This window comes from Pedobacter psychrodurus (assembly GCF_004331735.1).
GTDB classification, from domain to species: Bacteria; Bacteroidota; Bacteroidia; order Sphingobacteriales; family Sphingobacteriaceae; genus Pedobacter; species Pedobacter psychrodurus.
In genome coordinates this window covers 1-24801 of sequence record NZ_SJSO01000009.1, presented here as the reverse complement: position 1 = coordinate 24801, position 24801 = coordinate 1, and the positions used below count along the sequence as shown (strand labels likewise).

Here is a 24801-nt window from a genome sequence, read left to right as displayed (position 1 = left end):
TTCGCTTTTCAGATACCTTTCTTTTATATCAAAAAAAGGGAGGCGAAAAGCCACCCTTAATATCATGAGGTTATGTTTTTAAACAGTTTATATTGCCTGTATCTTTAAAACCACACTTGTTCTGTAAGCATTGGCTTCCGGATTAAAGCCTACCTTCATTAAAAAGTCGCCAGAGTAAACTTTAGTGCTATCAATTGGCGATTTGGCACCGGGGTACAGATTAATTTCTTCTATTTTATACTTTTTACCCGGGTCTAATCCCTTTAGTTTAATCGGTAATATTACACCATTGGTAAATAGGGTTGCCACATGGTAATTAAAAACAATAGCCTGATCTTTAGCATCATTTACATAGGCAATTGAAGCTATTTTATTTTCGTAAGGATCCTGTAAACGGTATTGCTGACCATGCCAAATAATATCTTTAAAGCTATTATATGTTTTAACGGCATTCTGACTAAAAAGCAAATCATTTTTACTGAGCTCATTTACACGTACATCATAGCCCAGTTTTCCCATCATGGCCACATCTGTTTTAAATTTAATGGGTTGTTTACCCATATCGGTAATGTGGTTATCTACTGCAATAGAAGGAAAATAATACGAGTATTCCCATTGAATAAAGATGCGGTCGTATGGATTGGTATTATCACTAGGCCAAAATTCGGTGAAATGTTTTAATGCAGCATAATCTACTCTCGAACCTCCTCCAGCACACAGCATCATCGGTGTTTTAGGATATTTTTTTCTAATCCTATCCAAAACGCTATTTAATCCCCTGATGTATTCAAGATAAAAATGATCCTGGTTTTTTAAGGTAGGAGAGTTGGCATTGTATATTAAGGAGTTACAATCCCATTTAATAAAAGCAACTTCTGGCACTTCCTTAAAAATATCATCTACTGTTTTGTAAATAAAATCCTGAACCTTGGGGTTGGTTAAATCCAACACCAACTGGTTACGCATGTAATATTCTTTTCTTTCAGGCTGTCTGATAATCCAATCGGGGTGGTTCTCATAAAGCTCACTTTTAGGGTTAACCATCTCTGGCTCTATCCAGATGCCAAATTTTACACCACTTGCTGTGGCTTCTTTACCCAAAGTACTGATGCCATTTTTTAACTTTTGTTTGTTGTACTGCCAATCGCCCAGGCCAGAAGTAGATCCATTGCGAGGGTATTTATTTCCAAACCATCCATCATCCAATAAAAAAACATCAACCCCTAATTTTTTGGTATCCTTTGTTAATTCGTTTAGTTTTTCATCATTAAAATCGAAATAAGTAGTTTCCCAGTTGTTTAGTATGGTAGATCTTTGGCCCTCTCCATCTAATATTTGATAGTTTCTGGCCCAATCTTGTAAATTTCTGCTCGCTAAACCTTTTCCTGCAGCTGAATAGGTATAAATAAAGCGGGGTGTAATGAAGTTTTCGCCAGCCTTTAAAGTATAGTTCGACGAAAAATTATTAATCCCGGCAGTTATCCTGAGGTAATATTCGTCGAAAGTTTCAAAATCTAACTTAAAGTTTCCTGTCCACGCTAACGATCCCGCAATTACTTCACCCATATCTTCAGTGGCAGGCTGATCTATCGAAACCATAAACGAAGAAGAATGAAGCAGGTTTGTTCTGGTTCCTAGTTTAGAATCTATGGTCTTTATGCCATGCAACAATTGCTGCTCTTCCGATCGCATTTCGCGCGTAGCCCCACTATATTGGTTTTTAAGGAAGAATTTTTTTCCACTTAAGGTAAGATTTGCAGAAGCATATTTGTTTAGCACTATAGTGCCTTTTTCTTTATGTTCAATTTCTGCCCATTGCTCAATTACGTTTTCATTAAAATAGGCCAGGTACTTTAAAGTAACCTGAAAATTGTATTTTAAATCTTTAAGGATAATGCTGGTTAATTTTCTATTCTGATCTAGCTGTTCGGTTTTTACATCCAAAAATGTCAATACTGTAGATTTGTTCCCATCAGCATGGGTTACAGTTAATGCAGGTTCTAATAAATTGAGCGAGCCAGAGGCAATATAAGCTTCACGTTTATTTAAAAGATCATCAGAGCCAGGTTTGTATTTATCTAATGCCTGTATGCTTGGGTATTCGCTCGAATTATCTAATTTTTTGCCAAGGTATGTCGATAATAAGGTGTTATCGCGATCTGTTTCCAGGATCAGTACATTGTTTTTTGTAGCAATTTCTATGGTTTTTTGCGCAAAGCTATTTAGGCCTATTGTCATGGAGATTAAAAAAAAAAGTTTGTTTTTTCTTTTCATTATATATTTGGGTAAAAAGTTTAGGTGATGCACCTAATATTATTAGCATCAAATTAAAATACGATTTGCGATCAATCATGATGTTAAAAGGTGAAATTAGCACTTTCTGCTGTCAATGAATTTGCTATTTATATCAAATTATTATCATTTTTTGACAAGATTAGCATAAGATTAATAGTTTAAAATTTGACCGTTTCTAAATCTTAATGTAAAATAAATAAGGCATTATTATTGTTGAGGGGAGATCAGTGTTGTTTTTAAAAAATTAGCGTAATTTTATCATCATAAAAAATAATACAATTTTCAGCTTTAAAGATTTTCAAGAAATGCATTTCCTTCGTCATATTAAATTATCGCAACCCCATACTCATGAACTATAAACAATTGCAGGAAGATGTAGAAAAGCACGTTGGCGATTACTTCCATACGCATAGCGATCCACGCTTAGTTTATCATAACCTGGAACACACGCAAGAAGTAGTAAATGCGGCGCAGCAAATTGCCAATCATTACCAGCTAAATGAGCAGGATTTTTTTTCTGTAACAGTTGCGGCCTGGTTTCACGATACAGGTTATTTTGAAGATGCATTAAACCACGAAGCAAAAGGAGCAGAATTGGCTGATGTTTTTTTAGCAAAACATCAGGTTAATCAAGAAATCCGTGATCATGTTAAAAGTGCAATATTGGCCACTAAAATTCCCCAGAAACCTAAAAATGAAATTGATAAAATTCTTTGCGATGCAGATCTGTTCCATTTAGGCCTGGCCGATTTCAGAGCAAAAGGTAAATTAATGCACAAAGAAAATGAACTCATCTATAAAAAAGATATCAGTAAATTAGATTGGCGCAAAAAAGATATCCAGTTTATGGAATCCCATCACTACCATACCGATTATGCCAGTCTGTTATTAAGCGATCAGAAACAGAAAAATATCAGTAAACTGAAAAGTAAATTAACGGCTCAGGAGGAAATAAGTATAGAACTAGACGAGGCTAAAAACTTTGCACCTAATGTGGTGCCAGACAAAAAGAAGAAGGATAAAGACGATAGGCCAGATAAGGGGATCGAAACCATGTTTAGGATTACCTCAGCCAACAACCAACGGTTGAGCGACATGGCAGATAACAAAGCACACATCCTCATCACCGTAAATTCGATTATGCTTTCCTTAATTGTGAGTTTATTGTTAAGGCGATTGGAAGATCATGGTAACCTGATTATCCCCACATTTATTTTGTTAGTGGTGAGTTTAACATGCGTGGTCGTTTCCATTTTATCAACCCGTCCATCTATTCCGAAGGGAGAATTCACTCAGGAAGATATGGATAATAAAAAAGTAAATTTATTGTTTTTTGGTAATTTTTATAAAATGAGCTTACCCAGTTATACCGATGGTATGATTAAGGTGATGAACGATAAAGATTTTTTATATGGAACATTGATCACCGACGTATACTCGCAAGGCGTAGTTTTGGGCAGAAAGTATAAACTAATCCGCCTGGCTTATAATATTTTCATGTTTGGTTTAATTGCAGCGGTATTGGCATTTGTAATTGCTTACGCAGCTTACGGTAAACTTTAATGGAACAGCTAGTAGAAACCTCCCTTTTCAACAGAGATTTAAGCTGGTTAAAGTTTAACGAGCGTATTTTAATGGAAGCCGAGCGAAACACTGTTCCACTTTTAGAGCGAATTAAGTTTTTGTCGATATTCTCTTCCAATCTCGATGAGTTTTATCGCGTAAGAATGCCGGTGCTGCTGGCATTGGAAAAATTGAGCAATAAGGAAGATAACGATATTCAGATTGACGATAATTTGCTGAGCACGGCCAATCAGCTTATTTCAGAACAACAACAGCGTTATGGTAAGGTGCTTAAATCAGATCTTATTCCCTTGCTCAAACAAAATAAGATAAACTTAATTTATGGGCAACCATTCCCCGCAGAAATTCAGAAAAGTATAACCCGATACTTTTTGAGTCAGGTAATGGCTTTTTTGCAACCTGTTTATGTGAATGCTAACACCAATTTCTTTCCTTCAAATAATGAACTCTATTTTCTGATTACACTAAAAAAGAAAGAAGATGCAGAAGTTGTTATTTTAAATATTCCTTCCAATCAGCTACCCCGTTTTTATAAGGTAGAAACAGGAGATGAAATCTTTATTGTTTTTCTGGATGATATTGTGCGTTTTCATTTAGACCGTATTTTTCCCGAAGGAGAAGTTACCGGATGTTATAGTTTCAAAATTACCAGGGATGCCGAAATAGATCTGAAAGATGAATATTCGGGCAGTTTATCAGAGCAGTTAGAAAAACAATTGTTAAAACGCGATTCAGGTTTGGCTACACGTTTTCTCCATCAACCAGGTATACCGGCTAATGTTTTCGAATTGCTTAAAAAGCTTTTCAATTTAAAAAAGGCCAACAGGATGGAAGGGGGACAATACCATAACCTGAAAGATTTTATGGGTTTCCCTGTAAATCAGCCAAAACTCTCTAACCAAAACTGGCCAAAAATTTGCAATACCGATTTGATAGATGGATCATTAACTGAGGCCATTTATAAAAACGATATTATTGTACATACACCTTACCAGAGTTATGATAGTGTGTTGCGCTTTTTTAACGAAGCGGCTATTGATGCTGAAGTTAGGGAGATATATGTCACGCTTTATCGCGTAGCCAGCGATTCGAAAATTGTAAATGCTTTAATCAGCGCTGCAAAAAATGGCAAAAAAGTTACTGTTTTAGTAGAGCTCAAAGCCCGTTTTGATGAGGCCAACAACATCAAGTGGGCAAAAAAAATGAAGGAAGTTGGCGTTGATATTATTTACAGTGTTACCGCCTTAAAAGTTCATGCTAAAGTTGCCTTGGTAAAACGCCAGACCGGTAATAGAATGCGTTATTCTGGTTTATTTGCTACCGGAAACTTTAACGAAAGCACAGCTGCTTTTTATACAGATCATATTTTAATGACGGCCAATAAAGAAATGCTGCGCGAGGTAGAGCTGCTTTTTATTTTCCTGGCTAAAAGGGTTAAACCAACTTCTGCCGACCTGATTAAATTTAATCATTTATTGGTGGCCCAGTTTAACTTACAGCAAGTTTTTCTTAACTTGATAGATAGAGAAATTGAACATGCCAAACAAGGTAAGCCAGCAAGTATTACCATTAAAATGAACAATCTCGAAGAGAAGGTTTTAATCGACAAACTTTACGAGGCATCATCGGCAGGCGTAAAGATCGAAATGATTGTTAGAAGCATTTGCCGCTTAATTCCAGGCTTAGCAGGAATGAGCGAAAATATTAAAGTTACCCGTATTGTAGATCGTTATTTAGAACACGGACGTGTTTTTATTTTCCATAATTTAGGTAAGAAGGATGTCTATCTTGGCTCTGCCGATTGGATGAACCGGAATATCTACCGTAGAATTGAAGTTTGCTTTCCGATTTATAATGAGCAGATTAAACGAGAAATTATAGATATTATCGAAATCCAGAAACAAGATAATGTGCAGGCGATTTGTATAGATGAAAATATGAATAATATTCCTGTTAAAAGTGGTGGGGCTCCAGTCGAGTCTCAACACGATATTTATGAATTATTAAAAAAAGCTTAAATGCAGCTTAGTACGGTCGTCATTCCCAACCCGATAGCTATCGGGTTGATTGGGAATCTTAAAGCCTATTGCATTACGATTCCCGCCTGCGCGGGAATGACGGACGATAAATAAAAAAAGTTATTAAAGATTAAATTTTACCCTTATGAAATACAATAAAAACTTCCTAGCCCCCAGCTTTTTAATTGCCGTTGCCTTTTTAGGTATATCCTGTGTAAATGCTAACCGCGATGATAAAAATAGTGATTCAACAGAAACAGTTTCTGCAGGCGGAGGCGAAAAATCAAGCCTTCCTTACGATTTAGCAAATCCGGTAAAATATAACATGCCACAAAATCTTTTCGAAATTTCTGGAATTGTATTTCATAACGGCGACCCGAAAGAAGTATTTGCTATACAGGATGAAGATGGCGATTTATTTCACCTGGGTTTAACCGATAAAGAATCGAAATTTACCAAATTTGGAGGTAAAGGCGATTATGAAGATGTGGCAATCTTAAATAACACCGTAATCGTTTTAAAAAGTAATGGCGAACTGCATACTTTTCCAATTAGCGAAATCAATAAACCAGAAGTTGCAGATGTAGTTAAAACCAAAGATCTGGTTCCTAAAGCTGAATACGAAGGCTTGGCTGCTGATGAAAAAACAGGCATGGTGTATATTTTAACCAAAGAAATTAAGAAAAATAAAAGCGACCAGACCGATGTTTATGCCTTTAAATATGCTGATGGCAAATTTACAGCAAGTGGAACGTTTGCCTTACCTTACAAAGAAATAACAGACTTATCGGGTGAAGCCAAAATCAAGTTTCGTCCATCTGCATTGGCTAAAAACCCATCAACTAATGAGTGGTATGTACTTTCGTCAATGAATAAACTATTGGTGGTTACTGATGCAAATTTTAAAATTAAAGCAACTTATCCACTAAAAGGAAGCTTCTTTAACCAACCAGAAGGTATTGCATTTGATCGCGATCAGAACCTTTATATCTCTAATGAGGGTGGTACATTATCGGCAGGAAACATTTTAATGTTTAAATTGAAGAAGTAAGGGTTAAAGAAAAATCTGTCGTACCATCGTCATCCAATAAATCGGTCGTCATCTCGACTGAAGCGTAGCGAAATGGAGAGATCTATAATAGATTTAGCTTCGCTGAGCACTTTGTGGTTCTCGATTGTGTTGCACTCCGCTCGAAATGACGATTGATTATGATAAAAACTTAATGTCCTTAACTTCTTAATGGTGAAGAGGCTAAAACTTTTGAATGGAAAGGACCATTAAGGTATTAAGATAGTTAAGGTTTGATGCTTAGTGTATTAACTTCTTAATTGTAAAGAGAATGAGATTCTCAACCCAAAAATAGCCAAAAAACAAATTAAATTTTAAAATAACTATATTTATACAAACGCTGAGTCTATGATTAAAAGATTTACCCTTTTTACCATCTTATTTTTAATCAACTTCATTGCCTTTGCGCAGGATGATGTAAAATACCGTGTAATTCTTTTTGGTGATGCCGGCGAAATGAACCCTGCGCAGATGCAGGATTTAAAAAATGCGGCGAAGCAGATTCTGCCTAAAAAAACTACCGTTGTATACTTGGGTGATAATATTTATCCAACCGGAATGGGTTTGCCTGGCAGTGTAGAAGAAGAGGAAACTAAAAAAATCCTCCGTTCACAATTTGAGCCCATGCGAAAAATGGGCGCTGCGGTTTATTTTGTTCCCGGCAACCACGATTGGGATAAATCAGGCCCTAAGGGTTTGGCCAAAATTAAGGCGCAAGATGATTTCCTTAAAGCGCAGAATGATCCTTTATTGAGGTTAATACCAGAAAATGGATGTCCTGACCCTGTTGCAATTAAATTAACTGATAAATTAACCATTATTGCCTACGATAGCGAATGGTGGCTGTTTCCTTACAATAAATCGAACCCTAATGGCGAATGCGAATGCAGGACAAAAGATGAGGTTTTGGTAAAAATGGAACAACTGCTCGAAGAGAACAAAGACAAGGTTATTCTGTTAGCTTCACACCATCCATTTCAGAGTTACGGACCACATGGAGGTTATTTCAATTTAAGGAACCATCTTTTTCCATTAACATCTTTAGCTAAAAATCTATATATCCCTTTACCTGTTTTGGGCTCTGTGTATCCTTTACTCCGTTCTACCATGTTAAGTCCTGAAGATTTAAACCATCCGGCTTATAAGGATATGATTAAATCGGTAACCGGTGTATTTGGTGATTATCCAAACGTAACTTATGTTGCCGGTCATGAGCATGGTTTACAGTTAATTAAAGGAAAGCAATTGCAGATCATCAGTGGATCGGGCTCAAAAGTATCACCAAATAAAGAAGGTAAAACCTCATTGTTTCACGAAATGCAACAGGGTTACGTAGTGGCCGATCAGTTAAAGAACAATGATATGCGTTACGAATATTATATTTATTCTGATACAAGCGTTAAAAAGGTATACAGTTATATCAAAAAGTTCGAAACCATCCCTCAAAAGGTAAGAAATAGAGACAAGCCGATCGCTGCTGATAGTATTTTTGTACGCATTAAGCCCGAATATGATAGCGTTGGCCGTTTTCACCGTGCTATTTTTGGCGAAAATTACCGTAAAGAATATGCTGCAAGAACAAAAGTTCCTGTACTAAGGGTTTCTCAAATGATGGGCGGCTTAAAAGCGACACAACGCGGTGGGGGCAATCAATCACGTTCTTTACGATTAGAGGATAAAAGCGGCAAAGAATATGTATTGCGTAGTGTAGAGAAATATCCTGAGGTACTTTTGCCCGCTGCCTTGCGTGAAACTTTTGCTAAAGATATTATTAAAGATAACATGTCTGCACAACATCCGTTTTCGGCTTTGGTTGTGCCCGAACTGGCTAAAGCAGGTGGCATTGCACATAGCAATCCGATTATCGGATGGGTTTCGCCTGATGATAATCTTGGCGAATTTGAATCTGCATTTGCCAATACTTTGTGTTTGTTTGAAGAAAGAGAGCCAACAGGGGAGTCAGACAGTTCTCCGAAAATGGATAAAAAACTAACCGACGATAATGATAATAGGTTAGACGGACCTGCCTGGGTAAGAGCAAGGGCATTTGATGTGTTACTTGGCGATTGGGACAGGCATGAAGACCAATGGCGCTGGAAAGAAACCAAAACAAAAGATGGTTCGCTTTACTCGCCAGTGCCAAGAGATCGTGACCAGGTATTTTTTAGATCAGACGGTTTTTTACAGCGTTATACGCAATCTTCTTCCTTATTGCCAATGATGCAGGGTTATGAGCGTGGCATAAAAGATATTAATTGGTTTTTATGGGAAGGAAGAGAAATCAGCAGCCGTTGGACTGCCAATATCAACGAAGAAGAATTTGATAAAATTGTGAAAGATTTCTGCGCAAATTATAACGATGCCGTTTTCGAAAAAGCACTAAAAAAACTCCCTGAACCAAGTTACTCATTACATCACGATGCTTTTTTAGCACAGATGCGTAACAGGATAGCCACTTTACCAAAGTTAATGAACCAATATTATCATTTCTTTAACCGCATTGTAGATATCGAGGTGACCAATAAAAATGAACTGATTCAGATTACCGATGCTGAAAACGATGGGTTACGCGTAAAAATCAATAAAATTTCTAAAGAGGGTAATATCAAAGATGAACTCTTCGATCGAAAATTCGATTCCAAAGTAACCAAAGAGATTAGGGTGTACATGCACAATGGTAACGATAGCTTGATCCTGAACAATAAAAACTCGAACATTAAACTGCGGATTATCGGTGGCAAGGGTACTAAAGTATACGATTTTGTAAACAGCAACGGATCTGTAAAGTTATATGGTAGAACCGATAAGGCAACTTATAATGGAGAGGATACCAATAAAATCAGAAAAATAATCTCTAACGATACTTCGAATTTTAGCTATATCCCAAAAGATATGTACCGTCGGAATTCGTGGTTGCTAAATGCAGGTTACAATAATGATGATGGTGTTTTATTAGGCTTGATGTACAAACAGACCAATCCTGGTTTCAGAAAACAACCTTATGGCAATTCGCAGACCATTTCCTTTCTGCATTCGTTTTCGACCAAAGCTTTTAGATTTAATTATAAAGGTGAGTGGTTAAAAGCTTTAGGTAAGGGCGATTTTATTTTAAAAGCCGATGCTTTCGCCCCAAATAACACACAGAATTTCTTTGGTTTGGGGAATGAAACACCTTTCGATGATAACGACAACATCAGGTATTACCGAGCACGTTTCAATCTTTATCAAGTTGATGCCTCAATCAGGTGGCGCCATCCCAAATCTACTTTTAGTGTAGGTCCATCATACCAATATTATAAATATAATAAAGAAGATAACGATGGACGTTTTATCGAAAACCCATCATTATTGCATTCGTCTGATTCGCTTACCGTTCGAAACGAAAAGATGTTCGCAGGCGCATTTGTAAATTTCACCAATAACACTCGTGATAATGATTTACTACCAACATTGGGCAGTTTTGTAGATTTTAAACTGTTGGGCTATAAAGGCGTTAACAAATATTCTAATTCTTATGGGCAATTTACCGCGAGTATAGCGCTTTATAAAAACCTCGATGGCAGAAAAAACTTCATTTTGGCCGATCGTTTCGGCGGAGGAGTAACCATTGGTAAACCTGCTTTTTATCAGGCTTTATTTTTAGGTGGACAAGGCAACCTTTTAGGCTATCGTCAGTTTAGGTTTGCTGGCGAACATATGTTTTATAATAATTTAGAGTTACGTGCTAAAATTGGCGATTTAGTAAGTTATGTATTACCGGGACAAGTTGGCTTATTGGGTTTTTATGATGTAGGTAGGGTATGGAAAAGAGAAGAAGCCTCTACATTATGGCACCATGGCATAGGAGGAGGAGTTTACTTTGCTCCAGCATCACTAACAGTTGTGCGATTTGTGATGGGGCACTCGTCTGACGGCTGGTATCCATACGTATCACTTAATTTTAGGTACTAAATTTGTGTAACATATTAATAGATGTAATATCCAAGTATTACGTTCAGCAGACGAACATTGTTTTTAGGAGTATGTATCTTTGCAATGAATTAGTAATTAAATAGATAACTATAAATTTTACACTATAGCAAACTTATACAATGAATACCAATGTAATACAGATACATAAAAACGAATGTATACATTGCCAGGTAGAATCATCTCTGTCTTTCCGCCCACTTGTGGAGTATTTAAAAGGCAGATTGAAAACAGAAAAATCGGTAAAATCTGAGTTTTACAGGTTTTTACTTCAAAAAATTGAAAAAGACGATGTGCTGCTTGGCAACATCAGTGCCGAAGATTTATCCCAATATAAAGATACTTTAGAATTAATTTTCACTATTCTAACCCCTTTAATGGATAATGAAGATGATTTGTTTTGGGCATTAAGTACTCCAATCCCAGATCAGATTTTTTTTAGCACCAATGCATTCTATAAATTTTTTAAGGATCATGATCCTAAAAATAAGGTAACTAAAGACAACGAGCCTATTGAGAAAAAACAGCTTAAGTTTATCTACAATATTATTTTAGGCCGTTTTTATAATTTTACTTCGGTACTGAAAAATGAGATCATTTATGCTCACATTAATCAAGATACAAAGCTTACACAATACTACAATATCCAAACTGATACAAAGTTTGTAGATATTGTGTATAAAGGAGATTTACCTGAGCTTAATTTTGAAGAACTGGGCAAGCATTTTCAAGATGAAACCGAATTGGAATACCTGGTAGAGCATTTGCCATTACAAAATTTCCATTTTGAAGGATTCAGCATCATCTCTATAACAGATGTGACCTTGCAACATGCCATTGATGGTATTCGCGATGCGCTTGTTAATCACAATTATCAAACTGAGGCGTACACGCATGTAATTCACGCTTTAAAAACGCTTAGCGGAAACGGAAAACTTGAATTTGGCTTAATGCCTTTTTTAACTGTTAACAACAAGCTTGTTTTTGATAACCAGGAGTTTTCACAAAGTATGCTGATTAATTCGGCAAAATCATCCAATCTCGAAGAAGAAGTTTTTTATTCGTTGGTTGATAAGTATAAAGAAAACCCAAGGGCAATTTTTGTAAGCTCAATCAATGACGATCAGATTGATAAAGATCCTTTTTTAAGGGTTTTAAAAGCTGCCGGAGTTTGTTCTTATTCGGTATTACCCGTGTATTACAATACCCAGTTGGCAGGCGTTTTAGAAGTTTATTCAAGTGAGGAAGTATTGGTTGATGATAAACTTTTATCGAGGTTACGTCCGGCTATGCCCTTAATCGGTCAGCTTTTCCAATACAGTATCGAAGAATTTGATGCTAAAATGGACGAAGTGCTGATGGATAAGTTTACCGCTTTACAACCATCAGTACAATGGAAATTTAACGAAGCTGTTTGGCACTTTCTTCAGCAAAATAACAGTTACCATAAATTAAAGGAAATTGAAACGATCACCTTTAAACATATGTATCCGCTGTTTGGCGCAATTGATATCCGTAATTCTACAATAGAGCGAAATAAAGCTTTAAAAGATGACATGGAAGTACAGTTAAATAGTTTAATTGATGCTTTAAAGGCCATCCGCAAACATGTTTCTTTAGAACTTACCAATAAACTATTGTTCAATTGTAAAGATTGGATTAAACGAATTGGTGATTTTGCTTCATCAAACGAAGAAAACAAACTGAACGAGTTTTTAGAAATCGAAGTTTATCCTTTCTTATCGATTATAAAAGCGAACTATCCTATAACAGCTGAGTTTGTAGATCGTTATTTCGAAGTAATTGTTCCAGAAACTGGCGCTGGTTTTGAAAACCGCAGGCAGTTGGAAGTTTCAATGCAGTTGATCAACACAGAAGTGAGTCAATACCTCGAGAAGTCGCAGGTCAATTTACAGGCTTCTTACCCTTGTTATTTTGCCAAGTTCAGAACCGATGGGGTGGAGTACGATATTTACATCGGACAGGAGATTGCACCTGAGCGACCATTTGATTTGTTGTACCTAAAAAATATCCGCCTTTGGCAATTAACTTCCATGGTCGATATCGCGCGTTTATCTAAAGGATTAATTGGCGAAATGCCTCGTGCATTAGAAACCACACAATTGATTTTTATCCACTCTAATGCGATTGATATTAGTTTTAGAAATGATGAACGTCGGTTTGATGTAGAAGGTGCTTATAATATTCGTTACGAAGTGGTTAAAAAACGTATCGATAAAGTGTTGGTTAAAGGTACAACTGAACGTTTAACCCAGCCCCATAAAATTGCAATGGTTTATTTCAATCTGGAAGAAGCCAAAGAATATATGGAGTACATTAAATACATGCAGGTTCAAGGTCATTTAAACGACGATTTAGAACAGTTGGAACTAGATGAACTTCAAGGTGTTTCCGGGTTAAAAGCTTTAAGGGTAGGTGTAAAATATCTGGAAAATAAAGTAGCTACCAAGACCGATGTTGCTAAAAAACTTAAACCTAAAGAGATCAAATCTATCGAAAAGGAAATTGCCCAGGTGCTACAGCATTAATAATCCGTAAGAGGTCGTCATTTCGAGCGGAGTGCAACGTAGTCGAGAAATCTATTTGGATAGATATCTCCATTCCACTGCGTTCCAGTCGAGATGACGGATTTACTGCTGAAGGTTTAGCATATCATTAATTTTGTGCATTCCATCGTCCATCTTACATTTTCCATAAAACAAAAGGCCTTCTGATTCCGATCAAAAAGCCTTGTTTAATTTGTGTGTTTTATAATTACTTGATTGCGGCAATTTCTTTTTCAACAGCAACAGTTTCTACAGAACTGATGTTGGTTTTCAAAGCTGCAAATCTATCGATGGTTAATTTTTGCGATTTACCCATTACTAAAGTATGATTATCAGTAGAACCGCTTAATTTTAAATCTGCATGATCAGAAATTACGGTATATAAACCTTCTGAGCTGGTATTGATTTCGGCATGCGCATTTCCTTTTAAGAAGATCTGAAGATATTTAGTTCTTATTTTTCCTTCAGTTTTAACAATTGCATTTTCTGAAGCTTCAATTCTGTAAAAATCGTTTACATAAACGGTTAGTTTTGCTTTTTCGGTACTGGTTGAAGTGATTTTTAAATTATCACCATCCTGCATAACTTTTGCCGTTCCTATGTTATCATCAGTATAAGAAATGCCAGAATTACTCCGTTGGATAATGGTTACTTCTACATTTCCTTTTACAGAAATTCTTTTAAAAGCCGATATTTTTAAAATTGCATCTGGCTCTTTTTCTGTTGCAGAAACGCTTGTAGTAAATACAGCCGACGATAAAACGATTGCTGTTAATGAAGTGGCGATTAGTGTTTTGATTGAGGTTTTCATAATATTTTTATTTAATAATTAAATGTTAATTAATTGTTATTTAAATGTTTAAGTCTTTTTGTTGTAGTTTTGTAGATAAGACGCAGTGAAATGAAAAACGTTGCAGGCAATGTTGCGTTTTTATACTATCGATAGATTATACTCGACGAACAGGCATTAATTCAAGACGAAAACTTGAAACTTTTACTACCCAATTGTAAAATATTTTAAGATCTATTATTGGATTATTCTTTTTCTTTATCTTTAGGGAGAATTTTAGTCTGTTTATTTATGAAGAAAAAGGTTGTACTTGTTCAGGATAATAAAGATATCCTTGATATAATGGACCAGGTATTGGAAGAGGAGGGGTTTGATGTTACTGCATCATTAACAACCGAGCCTATAGATAAAATAGATGAAATTGAACCCGATGTAGTGATTGTGGACGATCACATCAAAGGGAGAAAGAAAGGATCAGAAATAATTAAAGAACTTAAATCTTCCCCTGAAACGGAAGATGTATCGGCCGTTTTAACCTCAACGTCAAATAACTTGCCACAGCAGGCCGAAGAATGTAAAGCTGATGATTACATCGAAAAACCATTCGATATCGATCATCTGGTTAAAGTGGTTAAGAAAAATAGTTAACAAGACATCGTCATTCTGATCAGATAGCTATCGGATGCAGTGCGACGGAATGGAGAAATCTAAAAGGGCATTTTTTATTAAATATAACTTACAGATTTCTCGGTTGGGCTAGAAATGACGGATTCCATTAGTGCGTTCGTCATTTCGACTGGAGTGCAACGGAATGGAGAAATCTACAAGATCATTTTTATTAGATCTAACTTATAGATTTCTCGGCTACGCTCGAAATGACGACTCTCTATCTAATATGAGGCTTAAATGTATCTGTTTTAACCGTTGCTTTTAATTCATGTAATATCGTATACAGACCAAAATTAGTTCGGTTAACATAAATAAAATGTTTTACCCCACGGGCCTGTTTAAATTCTGGCATTTTCGAAATTTTTTCGCCATAAGCATATAGTTGCTCAAAAAAATCAGGTTTACTAAAATCGAAAGATTTACTGGTATAAGGTTTGGCAAAGAGACTAATCATCTCCCCATAAGATTTATGGTAAAACTCAATCTGCTCCGGAGAATCGTCCGCATGGATCATATCTAGTTTTCTAAAGGCATCTATCGTTTTATTTTTATCGTTAATTACATCAGTAGAAATTAAGGAGAAAAACGGGTAATAGAAATCATCAGGCATCTCTTTAATACAGCCAAAATCAATTACACCTAAATTTTCATCTGGCGTAATCATAAAATTCCCTGGATGTGGATCGGCGTGTACGGCCCTGAGTTCGTGCTGTTGAAAGTTGTAAAAATCCCACAACGCCTGTCCTATTTTATTTCGAAGTTCTTGAGAAGGGTTAGTTTGTAAAAATTCTTTTAAATGTAAACCATCAATCCAGTCCATGGTAATGATCCGCTTCCCTGATAATTCGGGATAATATTTCGGAAATACCACATGGTTAAGGTTTTTACAGGCTTCAGAAAATTCAATTGAACGCTTAATTTCCAGTTCGTAATCTGTTTCTTCGAGTAAACGTTCTTCAACTTCTTTAATATAAATATTTAATTCCCTTTCCGACATGCCCAATAAACGAAAAGCGAAAGGTTTTACCAGTTTTAAATCGGAAGAAATACTATCTCCCACACCTGGATATTGAATTTTAACGGCCAGTTTTTTACCATTAAGCATTGCCTGATGTACCTGCCCAATAGATGCCGCATTGCTGGAGCTTAGGTTAAAGCTATCGAAAATATTTTCTGGTGTTTTACCGAAATTCTTGGTGAAGGTTCGCACAATTAATGGACCCGAAAGGGGCGGGGCATTGTATTGCGACTGAGTAAATTTATCAACATACGATTTCGGCAGGATATTTTTATCCATGCTCAGCATTTGTGCAATTTTTAAGGCGCTTCCCTTTAATTCACTCAGCGATTTATAAATGTCGGTGGCATTATCCTCATTTAGCTGCTCGCGGTCCATTTGGGGGTTAAACAGTTTTTTGGAGTAATGTTTAATATAGTTGCCTCCGATCTGAATACCGGTTTTAACAAATTTTGCGGAGCGCTCTACCTTGGTAGTTGGAATACTTTTTTGTGTCTTCATCTGGTGTTTAAAACCTCATCTTATCTGCAAACTTTCCATTCCTAGATAAAAACTTCCCATATTCCAATAAATTATCAATGGGCGAATACTGAAAAAGATCGAAAGTTACATTGATGCCTTTTTCGATGGCTTCATCGCTTTTTTCGAAACCTTCGCTATCATCGTTAATCCAAAAATTAACAATAAAAGCAAACTGAATCCATAAGGCATCTTTGTACCTTTTACTTAGAAAACGGCGCTCGGCAAGCTCGCCACTATCTAAACCTTCTTCAATAATTTCTTGTGCAAAGTTTTCGAAAATAGGTTTTACTCCAGCCAGAACATCGGGGGTAGAAAATTTACCACGATGATTTTTTAAGCTGTAAATCACAAAACTACGTTCGTTCTTCAGGTTTTCAAGATAACTGTAAAAGAAAGAAAGCATTTTTTCTCTGGCTGTATATTGGGGCCAAACTTCCTGCTCTTTGATTTTGTTAATGGTTTCGAAAGTAAGTTCGAACCAGATTGTTTTTTCTATACTTTCGAAAGAAGAGAAAAACTGATAAAAATCCGCCTCAGTAATTTTAAGCTTCTTCACAAAAATATAAACCGATTTTGGTTTTTCATCATTCGTTAAAACATAATCTAAATATGCTTTTCTAATTTGCTGAGCGGTTGCCATATACCTGTTTTTTACAAGTATAACGTTTAATTTATTGGCTTGTTTTTTCTCTTGGTTTTTTGTTGATCATGAAATTGTAATAATAGCTTTCAAAATATTTGAAAGTTGGTTTTTTGACTAATTATTTTAGTTTTAAGAAATTTTTATTTTAACATTTTTTTATAATAAAACTAAAATAATTAGTATTTTTGTTTCTAATTATTCCTTAACAAAATAAAGCAACATGATTCAGGTAAACGATTTTTTATATGGCAAAATGGAACTGCCAATGGTATTTTCTGATCTGTTAAATACTGATGCTTTAAAAAGGTTAGGTGGGATACATCAAAGCGGTGCTATATTTTTGGTCAATCCAGATATCTGCCATTCGCGCTTGGAGCATGCCATTGGCGTCACTATGTTGATCAGGATGCTCGGTGGTTCAGAACTGGAGCAAATTGCCGGGTTGCTGCACGATATTTCGCATACCGCTTTTTCTCATGTGGGAGATTATGTTTTCGATAATACAGATGAAGATTATCATGAAAAGGTTTTTGCTGAAGTTTTATGTAAATCTGAAGTGCCTGATGTGCTGTTAAATTATGGATATAATGTTAACCAGATTCTGTATGGTACGTTTGATATTTTAGAGCAGCCATTGCCGGCGCTCTGTGCTGATCGTTTGGATTACACTTTGCGTGATGGTATTCATGGTGGGGTAATTTCCCGTCAGCGTGCCCGTGAATTTTTGACTGCCATTGTTTTGAAGGATGGAAAAATAGCGGTGAATGCAGAAACTGAGGTGGCTTGGATTAATGAAGCTTTCGAGAAGTTAAATAATGATATGTTTAAATTGCCAATTCATTTATATGCTAACGGCAAAATAGCCGAACTAATTAAGAAATTTCTGAGTAAAGGGATATTGGTTGAAAGTGATATGTTTAAAACAGATACCATGCTGCTGAACAAAATCAGAACTTCTTATGAAGGATATGAAGCCATTAAGTCGATCAAGCAGTTAAAAGGTTTTGCCGAATTTATGCGCCATGGCGCGGTACCTAAAATCAAAAAAAGGACGTTGAATGCCCTTTTAGTGTAGCGGTAGACGGTTAGCGTTTAGGGGGTGGTGATAGGCGTTAGGAGTGAGTCTCTCTCGTTCCATAATCCTGAGAGGTCAGTTTTTAACTGAAAAACATTGGAGTTGCAATGACAGGTTTTAGCGGCTCGTCATTCCCAACTTGATTGGGAATCGTAATGCAATAAGCTTTAAGATTCCCACCTGCGTGGGAATGACGCTCGGTTTTTGGAATCTGTCATCCTGAACTTGTTTCAGGATCTTTCTTTAGTGCATAATGAACTAATGGCTTTAAAGCAACAATCCATTTCAGAAGAATTAACGTATATTGTAAAAAATATAAAGATATGTCTGCAATAGAAATTATTTTAATAGGAGTGGTTATCCTGCTTATTTTTGGTGGCAAAAAATTGCCAGAGTTGATGAGGGGAATAGGGAGAAGTGTGAAAGAATTTAAGGATGCCAAAGATGAACCTCCTGTTAAATAATTGTACTAAGTAAAACTTTCCGTTAATGGTACTGTTTTAATTAAAAGAAAAGCCAACATGGAAAATAAAAAGGAAGATCTGGCCAAATCGAAATCAGATTTTACAGCAGAAAATTCGAAACATCCTGAAAAGGGATTAAATGATTGGAATGACCGCTTAGATGAAAATCTAGAACCTGAAGACCATAACGATAGCGAAGCAGATGAGAAAGCTAAAGGTTTCTCCGCAAAATACGGTAGCGGCGATCAGTCCGATCAAGGCAGTAACTGAATATTTATCATATAGCCACTTTTAACAAGGTGGCTTTTTTGTTTTGCATGATATTTATTCATCATTCTAAATCTGGTTTTTTCAAAAGGCATTACTTTTGTATGTGAAACTTTTTTACACTACTCTCTCAGTTTATTACACGAAAGTTGGTTTTTCCGCTTAAAATTGTTAAAATTCTAATAATTGTTTTTTCTTGTGATTTGATTAATGGTATATTGCATAGCTAATCAAACAAATATGTATAACGTTTTCAAACTAAACTGATAGGTAATGAGCAGGCATTGGTTATTGGTTTTGTTTTTCTTGCTTTTTGCAACAACCCTGTCTTTTGCTCAAAACACATCAAATAAGGGGAAAGATTTTTATGTTCCGTATGCCGGCCATATCGATGGAGACAGGTCAAGGTTAACCTTATTTTTATCTGCAGATCAAGCTACCGGATATGAAGTTTATATCGGTAATACTTTAATTTCTCCGGCTGGTGCCACTGTACCTGCCAATACCTGCTTGCCATTTGTAATCAATCCAAATGATTATGCGGTATTAATGGGTAGCTCCAATTTAATAGAACCAAATAAAGCCATTCATGTGGTTACAACTAAAGCGATATCATTATATAGTATTATTTCTAATAATGCCCGTACGGGTGGTACTTTAGTATTGCCAACAAATACACTTGGACAAGAATATTATGCCTTTAGTTATGAAAACCGTGGAAATCAACAAGGTTTTTCGCAATTTACTATTGTGGCAACAGTTGATAATACTGATGTGGAAATTACGCCTAAACAAAACGAAAGATATGGAGGAAGAACCGCCAATACGACTTTTACCATTAAGTTAAATAGAGGTGATGTTTATCAATATCAATCAGTTGGCGATTTAACAGGAAGCCACATTAAAGCCTTAAATTGTAATCCTGTAGCTGTATTTACGGGTAATACCTGGGCAGCATTTTGTAATGCAGGTAATAGCCGTAATCCGAGTGGGGGCGATAACCTGTATCAGCAGGTTTTTCCAGTTTCGGCATGGGGGAGAAATTTTGTAACCGCACCTTTTTATAATACCCTTCATGGTAATACCGATATTATGAGGGTAATTGTGGCTGAAGATAATACGGTATTAACCGTTAATGGTAGTACTACCGATGCCAATGGAACTCCTCTTTCTAATCCATATATTAAAGGATCGGTAGTTACCTTTTTTTCTACTTCGGCAAATGTAATTTCAGGTTCGAAACCAATTGCTGTGGCGCAATACCAAACTTCGCAAACTTGCAATCTAAACAATGGCACCAATACCAACCAATATCAATTTCCAGGCGATCCTGAAATAACAGTGCTTAATCCTGTAGAGCAAACACTAAATAATATTACGGTTTTTTCAGATCTGGGATCGGTAAGAGTGCCTACTCAGATCACTAGATACTATCTGAATGTAATTATTAAAACAGCAGATATAGCGTCATTTAGGCTTGATGGTAACCCGGTGAATAATTTTACTGCTATTGATAACGTATTTAGCTATGCCGTAATTGATGTGACCAATACGCAGCCCCAACACCGATTATCTGCAGCAGGTGGTTTTTCGGCAATTTCATACGGTTATGGACCAGTAGAATCTTATGCATACTTAGCTGGGGCAAATATTCAGAATTTTACTTTTCAACCCACCAGTACGGTTACGGGGCAACCTATTAGCAGCGGTTGTTTAGGGGAGCCGATAAGTTTAACCATAAATTTACCTTATCAGGCCATTAAATTAGATTGGGAGATTCAGGGGGCAACGAGTTTTACTGATAATAGTCCGGTGGCAATAAACACCTTTACCAGGCCAAATGATAATAATACTTATTACACCTATAAGTATCCTAACGACCTGAATTATCCAAATCCTGGTGATTACCAGTTTAAAGTAACTGCAACTAAACCCAATGCTGATAATTGTGGTAATACAGAAGAATTGATTATCGATTTTTCGGTTGATAATCAGCCTACGGCCGCATTCGAATTACCTGCTACCGGTTGCCAGTCTAGTGGTGTTCAGTTTACCGATAAAAGTGAATCCAATTCAAATTCAAGGAGCATTACACAATGGCTATGGGATTTTGGTGATGAAAAAACATCTACTGAGCAGAACCCTGTTCATATTTATGATCGTCCGGGAACTTATAATGTAGTTTTAACGGCTACAACAGATTCGAAATGTTCAGAAACATCTTCTGCATTTTCAATTGTGATTAACCCTCAGCCCATATCCGATTTTGATGTAAAAGGTTTATGCACAGGCAAACCTATCGTTTTAACTGAAAAATCGACAATTGAAAATCCGGGAACTATCATGAAATGGACCTGGGATTTTGGCGACGGAAGTACGCCTTCTACTGAACAGCACCCCATCCATCAATATGGTGCTACTGGATCTTATATCATTACACTAACGACCGAAAGTGATAAAGGCTGTGCGAGTATAGTGAAAAGCAAAACCGTAACTGTTATTGATCCACAATCTGCTGGTTTCGAACTTCCTGATTTTTGTTTAACGGATGGAATAGCTAAGTTTAAAAATACCTCCAAAAATGCAGATGGAACTATTACGGGTTTAACTGCTCAATGGCAATATATTGATAATAGTGGCAATGCATTAGCTACTTCTACCGGGTTTGATGGTACTTTTATACCAGCTGCCACGGGTAATTATAATGTGACCCTGACGGTGAAAAATCAGGATGGTTGTGAGACGTTCGTATCAAAACCATTTACGGTTAATGGTGATGTTAAAGCAGCTGATTTTGATATTATAAACGACCATAGTTGTGCTAGCGAAGATATCATCATTAAAAATACCTCTACTGTATTTACGGGTAGCATCACAAAGATTGAGATTTATAGAGATTTTGGTAAAGAAACTTCCATTTATAAAACAATCCCTTATCCGGATAATAACGAAGTCTTTATTATTAAGTATGATACTTTTGGTGGCACTACCGACCAAACATTTAACATCAGGCTTGTTGCCTATTCTGGAGAAAACTGTTTTAAATATTTGGATAAAACACTTACGTTAAAACCAGTTCCGCAATTGGTGTTTGATAATATGGCTCCGGTTTGTGAGGCCGATGGTACAGTTTTAATTACGCAGGCTAAACAGAAAGCTGGAGAAGAAATGAATGGGGCACCAGGCGTATATAGTGGTGAAGGGATGAAAGCGGATGGCACCTTTAATCCTAAAATTGCCGGGCTTGGGCCACATATCATCACTTATACATTTACAGGTGATAATGGTTGCCCCAGCGCTATAACTAATACGATTGAGGTGTACAAATCGCCTGTTGCTAACGCAGGTACATTGGTTTACATTTTAGCAGGCGGGCAGATCGAAATCCCTGCAACAGCTGAAGGCACTAATTTGAAATATAAATGGGCGCCTGCAACAGGTTTGAACAAAACGGATGTATTAAATCCCATTGCATCACCAGATAACGATACAGAGTATACGCTTACAGCAACCACACAGCCAGACGGATGTGCCACAACATCGAAGGTACTGGTTAAAGTTTTGCAAACGCTAAATTCCCCAAATACCTTTACGCCAAATGGCGATAATGTAAATGATACCTGGATCATAAAATATTTAGAATCTTATCCAAATGCTACTGTCGAAATTTTTAACAGAAACGGAAATAAGGTGTTTTTTAGCAATGGATATAAAATTCCTTTTGATGGAAATTACCGCAATGAGCCCCTTCCAGTAGGTGTTTATTATTATATCATCAACCCCCGCAACGGACGAAAAACAATAACAGGACCGCTCACTATAATCAGATAAATTGAAGAAGCTTATCATCATATTTGCCCTTTTTGCAACATTTAAGGTTTTTGCACAACAAAAGCCACAGTACACCCAGTATATTTTTAATCAGTATCTGTTAAATCCGGCGCTGTCGGGAATTGAAAATTACCTTGATTTTAAAGCGGGTTACCGCAAACAATGGTCGGGTATTACCGATGCACCTCAAACTTCATTTGTATCGGCACATTGGGCACTGGGCGACAATCAATTGTGGAGTAATGCGCTAACCTCTTTCCCTGAGCAAACAGGTAATCCGATGGACCGGAACTATATGCAAAATTACATGTCGTCGCCATCGCATCATGGAATGGGGGTAACCGCTGTTTTAGATAAAACTGGTCCGATAAAAAGATTGGATGCCAATGTGACTTATGCTTATCATTTACAGCTAAGTAATAATTTTAATCTTTCGGCAGGTGTTGCTGCAGGGGTTTCGAGTATTTCGTTAGATGTTAATGCGCTTACTTTCGATACACCGATTGATCCGGTAATGAACAGGGCATTGATTAATCAGGTAAAGCCCGATTTGAGTATTGGTTTATGGTTGTATGGTGCCAGGATGTTTGCTGGAGTTTCTGTACAGCAGATTCTGCCACAAAAATTAAGTTTTACAGGTGATAACAGCTATAATCTGGGTAAAGAAGCCCCGCATTATTTTGCTACGGCAGGATATAAGTTTTTCTTAGATGATGAAATTGCCGCTGTACCATCGATAATGGTAAAGTATGTATCACCAGCGCCTGTTTCTGTTGATGTAAACCTTAAACTGGCTTTTAAAGACAAAATCTGGTTGGGTGGAAGTTACCGTAAAGATGATTCGTTTGCGGCAATGGCCGGCTTTAATATCGGCAAGATGGTTAACTTAACCTACTCGTACGACTTTACAACATCAGAGTTAAATCAGGTAAGCAATGGTAGTCACGAAATTGTATTGGGTTTATTGCTGAATAATATCTACAAAGTGCCTTCGTATATTAAAATGTGGTAATCTGTTGTTATTCAGTTTTTTATAAATATGCAGCTTATAGATCGGAGCGCAAAACCTGTATAGAACAGGAAGTTTCCTCCCGTCTTTCGCTTTTACGCTTCGCTTCCTCGTACCTCGTTGCTGCAGGGTAATGCTTCAGCCGGGGCTAAATGGCCAAGGCAGTTTTTCATTTTTGAGGTTGCAGGGTGCACAAACTTTGTGCTTAAACCCGATTGCAATGCAAAGCCCGCAAGCCAGCAATCCCGATTCATCCTATCGTGTTGACACAAATATTTAAGAATAGTCTAGGCGTTTTACTAGCTTGCTTTGACAAAACACAAGTTTTACCGAAGAACGCCCGTCAATCCCAAGTGGCAGCAGAATCAAAAAAGCAGATGCAGAAAAGAATAAGTAGCACTACCAAGCCTAAAACGCAGTAGTTTTGTGTTTATAAGCGTTGCGTTTAAGGTTTAAATGATATTAAACACAAACCCCGAAGGGCTCAATCAGACAAAAGAAAACACATACAACACCTGATTAAACAAAGTGCCGCTGTTTTTTTGATGAGCGTTTGGCGGTGAGGAGCCACCTTGCTGGATTGACAAAGCATTTTTGCATACTTTTGATGCCTCAAAAGTTTGATTCCCCGCGGCAAAGAGCGGTAAAAAAACAACATTTGTGCCCAGACTATTCTTTCTTAAAGAATCAATTAATAGCAGGAAGGATGCTGAATAAATCCGATAGCTATCGGATCAGCATGATTGTTATGATAAAAACAAATTTTAAGCAGCCATATTATAGTTATTTTTATAGCTGGCTTGATTTTTTATAACTGCAGCAACTCTTAGTGCTATCTTGTTTCTAACAGCATTAATTATGCTCATGCTATGCTTCCCTTCATCCTTTTTTCTATTATAATATGTTTTGAATTCCGCATTATGTTGAATTAGAGATAATGCACACATATGCAGCAATCTTTTAAGCTCTTTATTAGCCATCCGGTGTACCCTGGTTTTACCTTTGATACTT

Annotated in this window: 16 protein-coding genes; 11 read left to right on the top strand and 5 right to left on the bottom strand. The window is 36.6% G+C overall.

Going from position 1 to position 24801, the window contains the following annotated elements; all coding sequences use genetic code 11:
- Positions 1-87: 87 nt before the first annotated feature.
- The gene (locus tag EZ456_RS12705; RefSeq protein ID WP_131530687.1) at positions 88-2274 is read right to left on the bottom strand and encodes an alpha-galactosidase; all 2187 of its coding nucleotides are present in this window, start codon (positions 2272-2274) and stop codon (positions 88-90) included.
- A gap of 369 nt (positions 2275-2643) precedes the next feature.
- Between EZ456_RS12705 and EZ456_RS12700 the strand changes: the two genes are divergently transcribed.
- The 5 genes from EZ456_RS12700 to EZ456_RS12680 all read left to right on the top strand — a co-directional run bounded on the left by EZ456_RS12700 (position 2644) and on the right by EZ456_RS12680 (position 13484).
- Positions 2644-3858, top strand: coding sequence for a Pycsar system effector family protein (locus EZ456_RS12700; protein WP_131530685.1), 1215 nt, complete (start codon positions 2644-2646; stop codon positions 3856-3858).
- Entirely contained in the window at positions 3858-5897 is a 2040-nt protein-coding gene (gene ppk1, locus EZ456_RS12695) for a polyphosphate kinase 1 (protein WP_131530683.1), read from the top strand. The genes EZ456_RS12700 and ppk1 overlap by 1 nt, the downstream gene beginning before the upstream one ends.
- Before the next feature lie 145 nt (positions 5898-6042).
- Entirely contained in the window at positions 6043-6948 is a 906-nt protein-coding gene (locus EZ456_RS12690) for an SdiA-regulated domain-containing protein (protein ID WP_131530681.1), read from the top strand.
- A 366-nt stretch (positions 6949-7314) separates the two neighbouring features.
- Complete coding sequence (locus tag EZ456_RS12685) at positions 7315-10917, top strand: BamA/TamA family outer membrane protein (RefSeq protein WP_131530679.1); 3603 nt, start codon at positions 7315-7317, stop codon at positions 10915-10917.
- Positions 10918-11057: 140 nt separating this feature from the next.
- On the top strand, positions 11058-13484 hold the full coding sequence (locus tag EZ456_RS12680) for a GAF domain-containing protein (RefSeq protein WP_131530677.1): 2427 nt from the start codon (positions 11058-11060) through the stop codon (positions 13482-13484).
- A gap of 226 nt (positions 13485-13710) precedes the next feature.
- Here EZ456_RS12680 and EZ456_RS12675 read toward each other — a convergent pair whose 3' ends face one another.
- Positions 13711-14313: a GIN domain-containing protein gene (locus tag EZ456_RS12675; protein ID WP_131530675.1), complete on the bottom strand. Its 603-nt coding sequence runs from the start codon at positions 14311-14313 to the stop codon at positions 13711-13713.
- 270 nt (positions 14314-14583) lie between these two features.
- Here EZ456_RS12675 and EZ456_RS12670 point away from each other — a divergent pair, with 270 nt between their 5' ends.
- The gene (locus EZ456_RS12670; protein ID WP_131530674.1) at positions 14584-14940 is read left to right on the top strand and encodes a response regulator; all 357 of its coding nucleotides are present in this window, start codon (positions 14584-14586) and stop codon (positions 14938-14940) included.
- A gap of 238 nt (positions 14941-15178) precedes the next feature.
- On the opposite strand, the gene EZ456_RS12665 is transcribed toward EZ456_RS12670, so the two are convergent.
- Both EZ456_RS12665 and EZ456_RS12660 read right to left on the bottom strand, forming a co-directional pair.
- Positions 15179-16480: an ABC1 kinase family protein gene (locus EZ456_RS12665; RefSeq protein WP_131530672.1), complete on the bottom strand. Its 1302-nt coding sequence runs from the start codon at positions 16478-16480 to the stop codon at positions 15179-15181.
- A 7-nt stretch (positions 16481-16487) separates the two neighbouring features.
- Entirely contained in the window at positions 16488-17141 is a 654-nt protein-coding gene (locus tag EZ456_RS12660; protein WP_131530670.1) for a TetR family transcriptional regulator C-terminal domain-containing protein, read from the bottom strand.
- Between the two features lie 223 nt (positions 17142-17364).
- Between EZ456_RS12660 and EZ456_RS12655 the strand changes: the two genes are divergently transcribed.
- The 5 genes from EZ456_RS12655 (at position 17365) to EZ456_RS12635 (ending at position 23793) form a co-directional block, all read left to right on the top strand.
- On the top strand, positions 17365-18219 hold the full coding sequence (locus EZ456_RS12655; RefSeq protein ID WP_131530668.1) for an HD domain-containing protein: 855 nt from the start codon (positions 17365-17367) through the stop codon (positions 18217-18219).
- Positions 18220-18542: 323 nt separating this feature from the next.
- Positions 18543-18683, top strand: a complete 141-nt coding sequence (locus tag EZ456_RS12650) for a Sec-independent protein translocase subunit TatA/TatB (RefSeq protein ID WP_083505447.1) — start codon at positions 18543-18545, stop codon at positions 18681-18683.
- A 57-nt stretch (positions 18684-18740) separates the two neighbouring features.
- On the top strand, positions 18741-18953 hold the full coding sequence (locus tag EZ456_RS12645) for a hypothetical protein (RefSeq protein WP_131530666.1): 213 nt from the start codon (positions 18741-18743) through the stop codon (positions 18951-18953).
- Between the two features lie 270 nt (positions 18954-19223).
- Positions 19224-22781: a PKD domain-containing protein gene (locus EZ456_RS12640; protein WP_131530664.1), complete on the top strand. Its 3558-nt coding sequence runs from the start codon at positions 19224-19226 to the stop codon at positions 22779-22781.
- A gap of 1 nt (position 22782) precedes the next feature.
- The gene (locus tag EZ456_RS12635) at positions 22783-23793 is read left to right on the top strand and encodes a PorP/SprF family type IX secretion system membrane protein (protein WP_131530662.1); all 1011 of its coding nucleotides are present in this window, start codon (positions 22783-22785) and stop codon (positions 23791-23793) included.
- A gap of 761 nt (positions 23794-24554) precedes the next feature.
- Here the strand turns inward: EZ456_RS12635 and EZ456_RS12630 are convergent.
- Positions 24555-24801: transposase (locus EZ456_RS12630; protein ID WP_205945083.1), on the bottom strand; the 247-nt coding region annotated here is incomplete at its 5' end.

Coding starts and splice junctions, on each gene's coding strand:
- EZ456_RS12705 (WP_131530687.1), bottom strand. CDS start 2,274: ATGAAAAGAAAAAACAAACTTTTTTTTTTAATCTCCATGACAATAGGC.
- EZ456_RS12680 (WP_131530677.1), top strand. CDS start 11,058: ATGAATACCAATGTAATACAGATACATAAAAACGAATGTATACATTGC.
- EZ456_RS12700 (WP_131530685.1), top strand. CDS start 2,644: ATGAACTATAAACAATTGCAGGAAGATGTAGAAAAGCACGTTGGCGAT.
- EZ456_RS12665 (WP_131530672.1), bottom strand. CDS start 16,480: ATGAAGACACAAAAAAGTATTCCAACTACCAAGGTAGAGCGCTCCGCA.
- EZ456_RS12655 (WP_131530668.1), top strand. CDS start 17,365: ATGATTCAGGTAAACGATTTTTTATATGGCAAAATGGAACTGCCAATG.
- ppk1 (WP_131530683.1), top strand. CDS start 3,858: ATGGAACAGCTAGTAGAAACCTCCCTTTTCAACAGAGATTTAAGCTGG.
- EZ456_RS12690 (WP_131530681.1), top strand. CDS start 6,043: ATGAAATACAATAAAAACTTCCTAGCCCCCAGCTTTTTAATTGCCGTT.
- EZ456_RS12675 (WP_131530675.1), bottom strand. CDS start 14,313: ATGAAAACCTCAATCAAAACACTAATCGCCACTTCATTAACAGCAATC.
- EZ456_RS12670 (WP_131530674.1), top strand. CDS start 14,584: ATGAAGAAAAAGGTTGTACTTGTTCAGGATAATAAAGATATCCTTGAT.
- EZ456_RS12650 (WP_083505447.1), top strand. CDS start 18,543: ATGTCTGCAATAGAAATTATTTTAATAGGAGTGGTTATCCTGCTTATT.
- EZ456_RS12645 (WP_131530666.1), top strand. CDS start 18,741: ATGGAAAATAAAAAGGAAGATCTGGCCAAATCGAAATCAGATTTTACA.
- EZ456_RS12640 (WP_131530664.1), top strand. CDS start 19,224: ATGAGCAGGCATTGGTTATTGGTTTTGTTTTTCTTGCTTTTTGCAACA.
- EZ456_RS12660 (WP_131530670.1), bottom strand. CDS start 17,141: ATGGCAACCGCTCAGCAAATTAGAAAAGCATATTTAGATTATGTTTTA.
- EZ456_RS12685 (WP_131530679.1), top strand. CDS start 7,315: ATGATTAAAAGATTTACCCTTTTTACCATCTTATTTTTAATCAACTTC.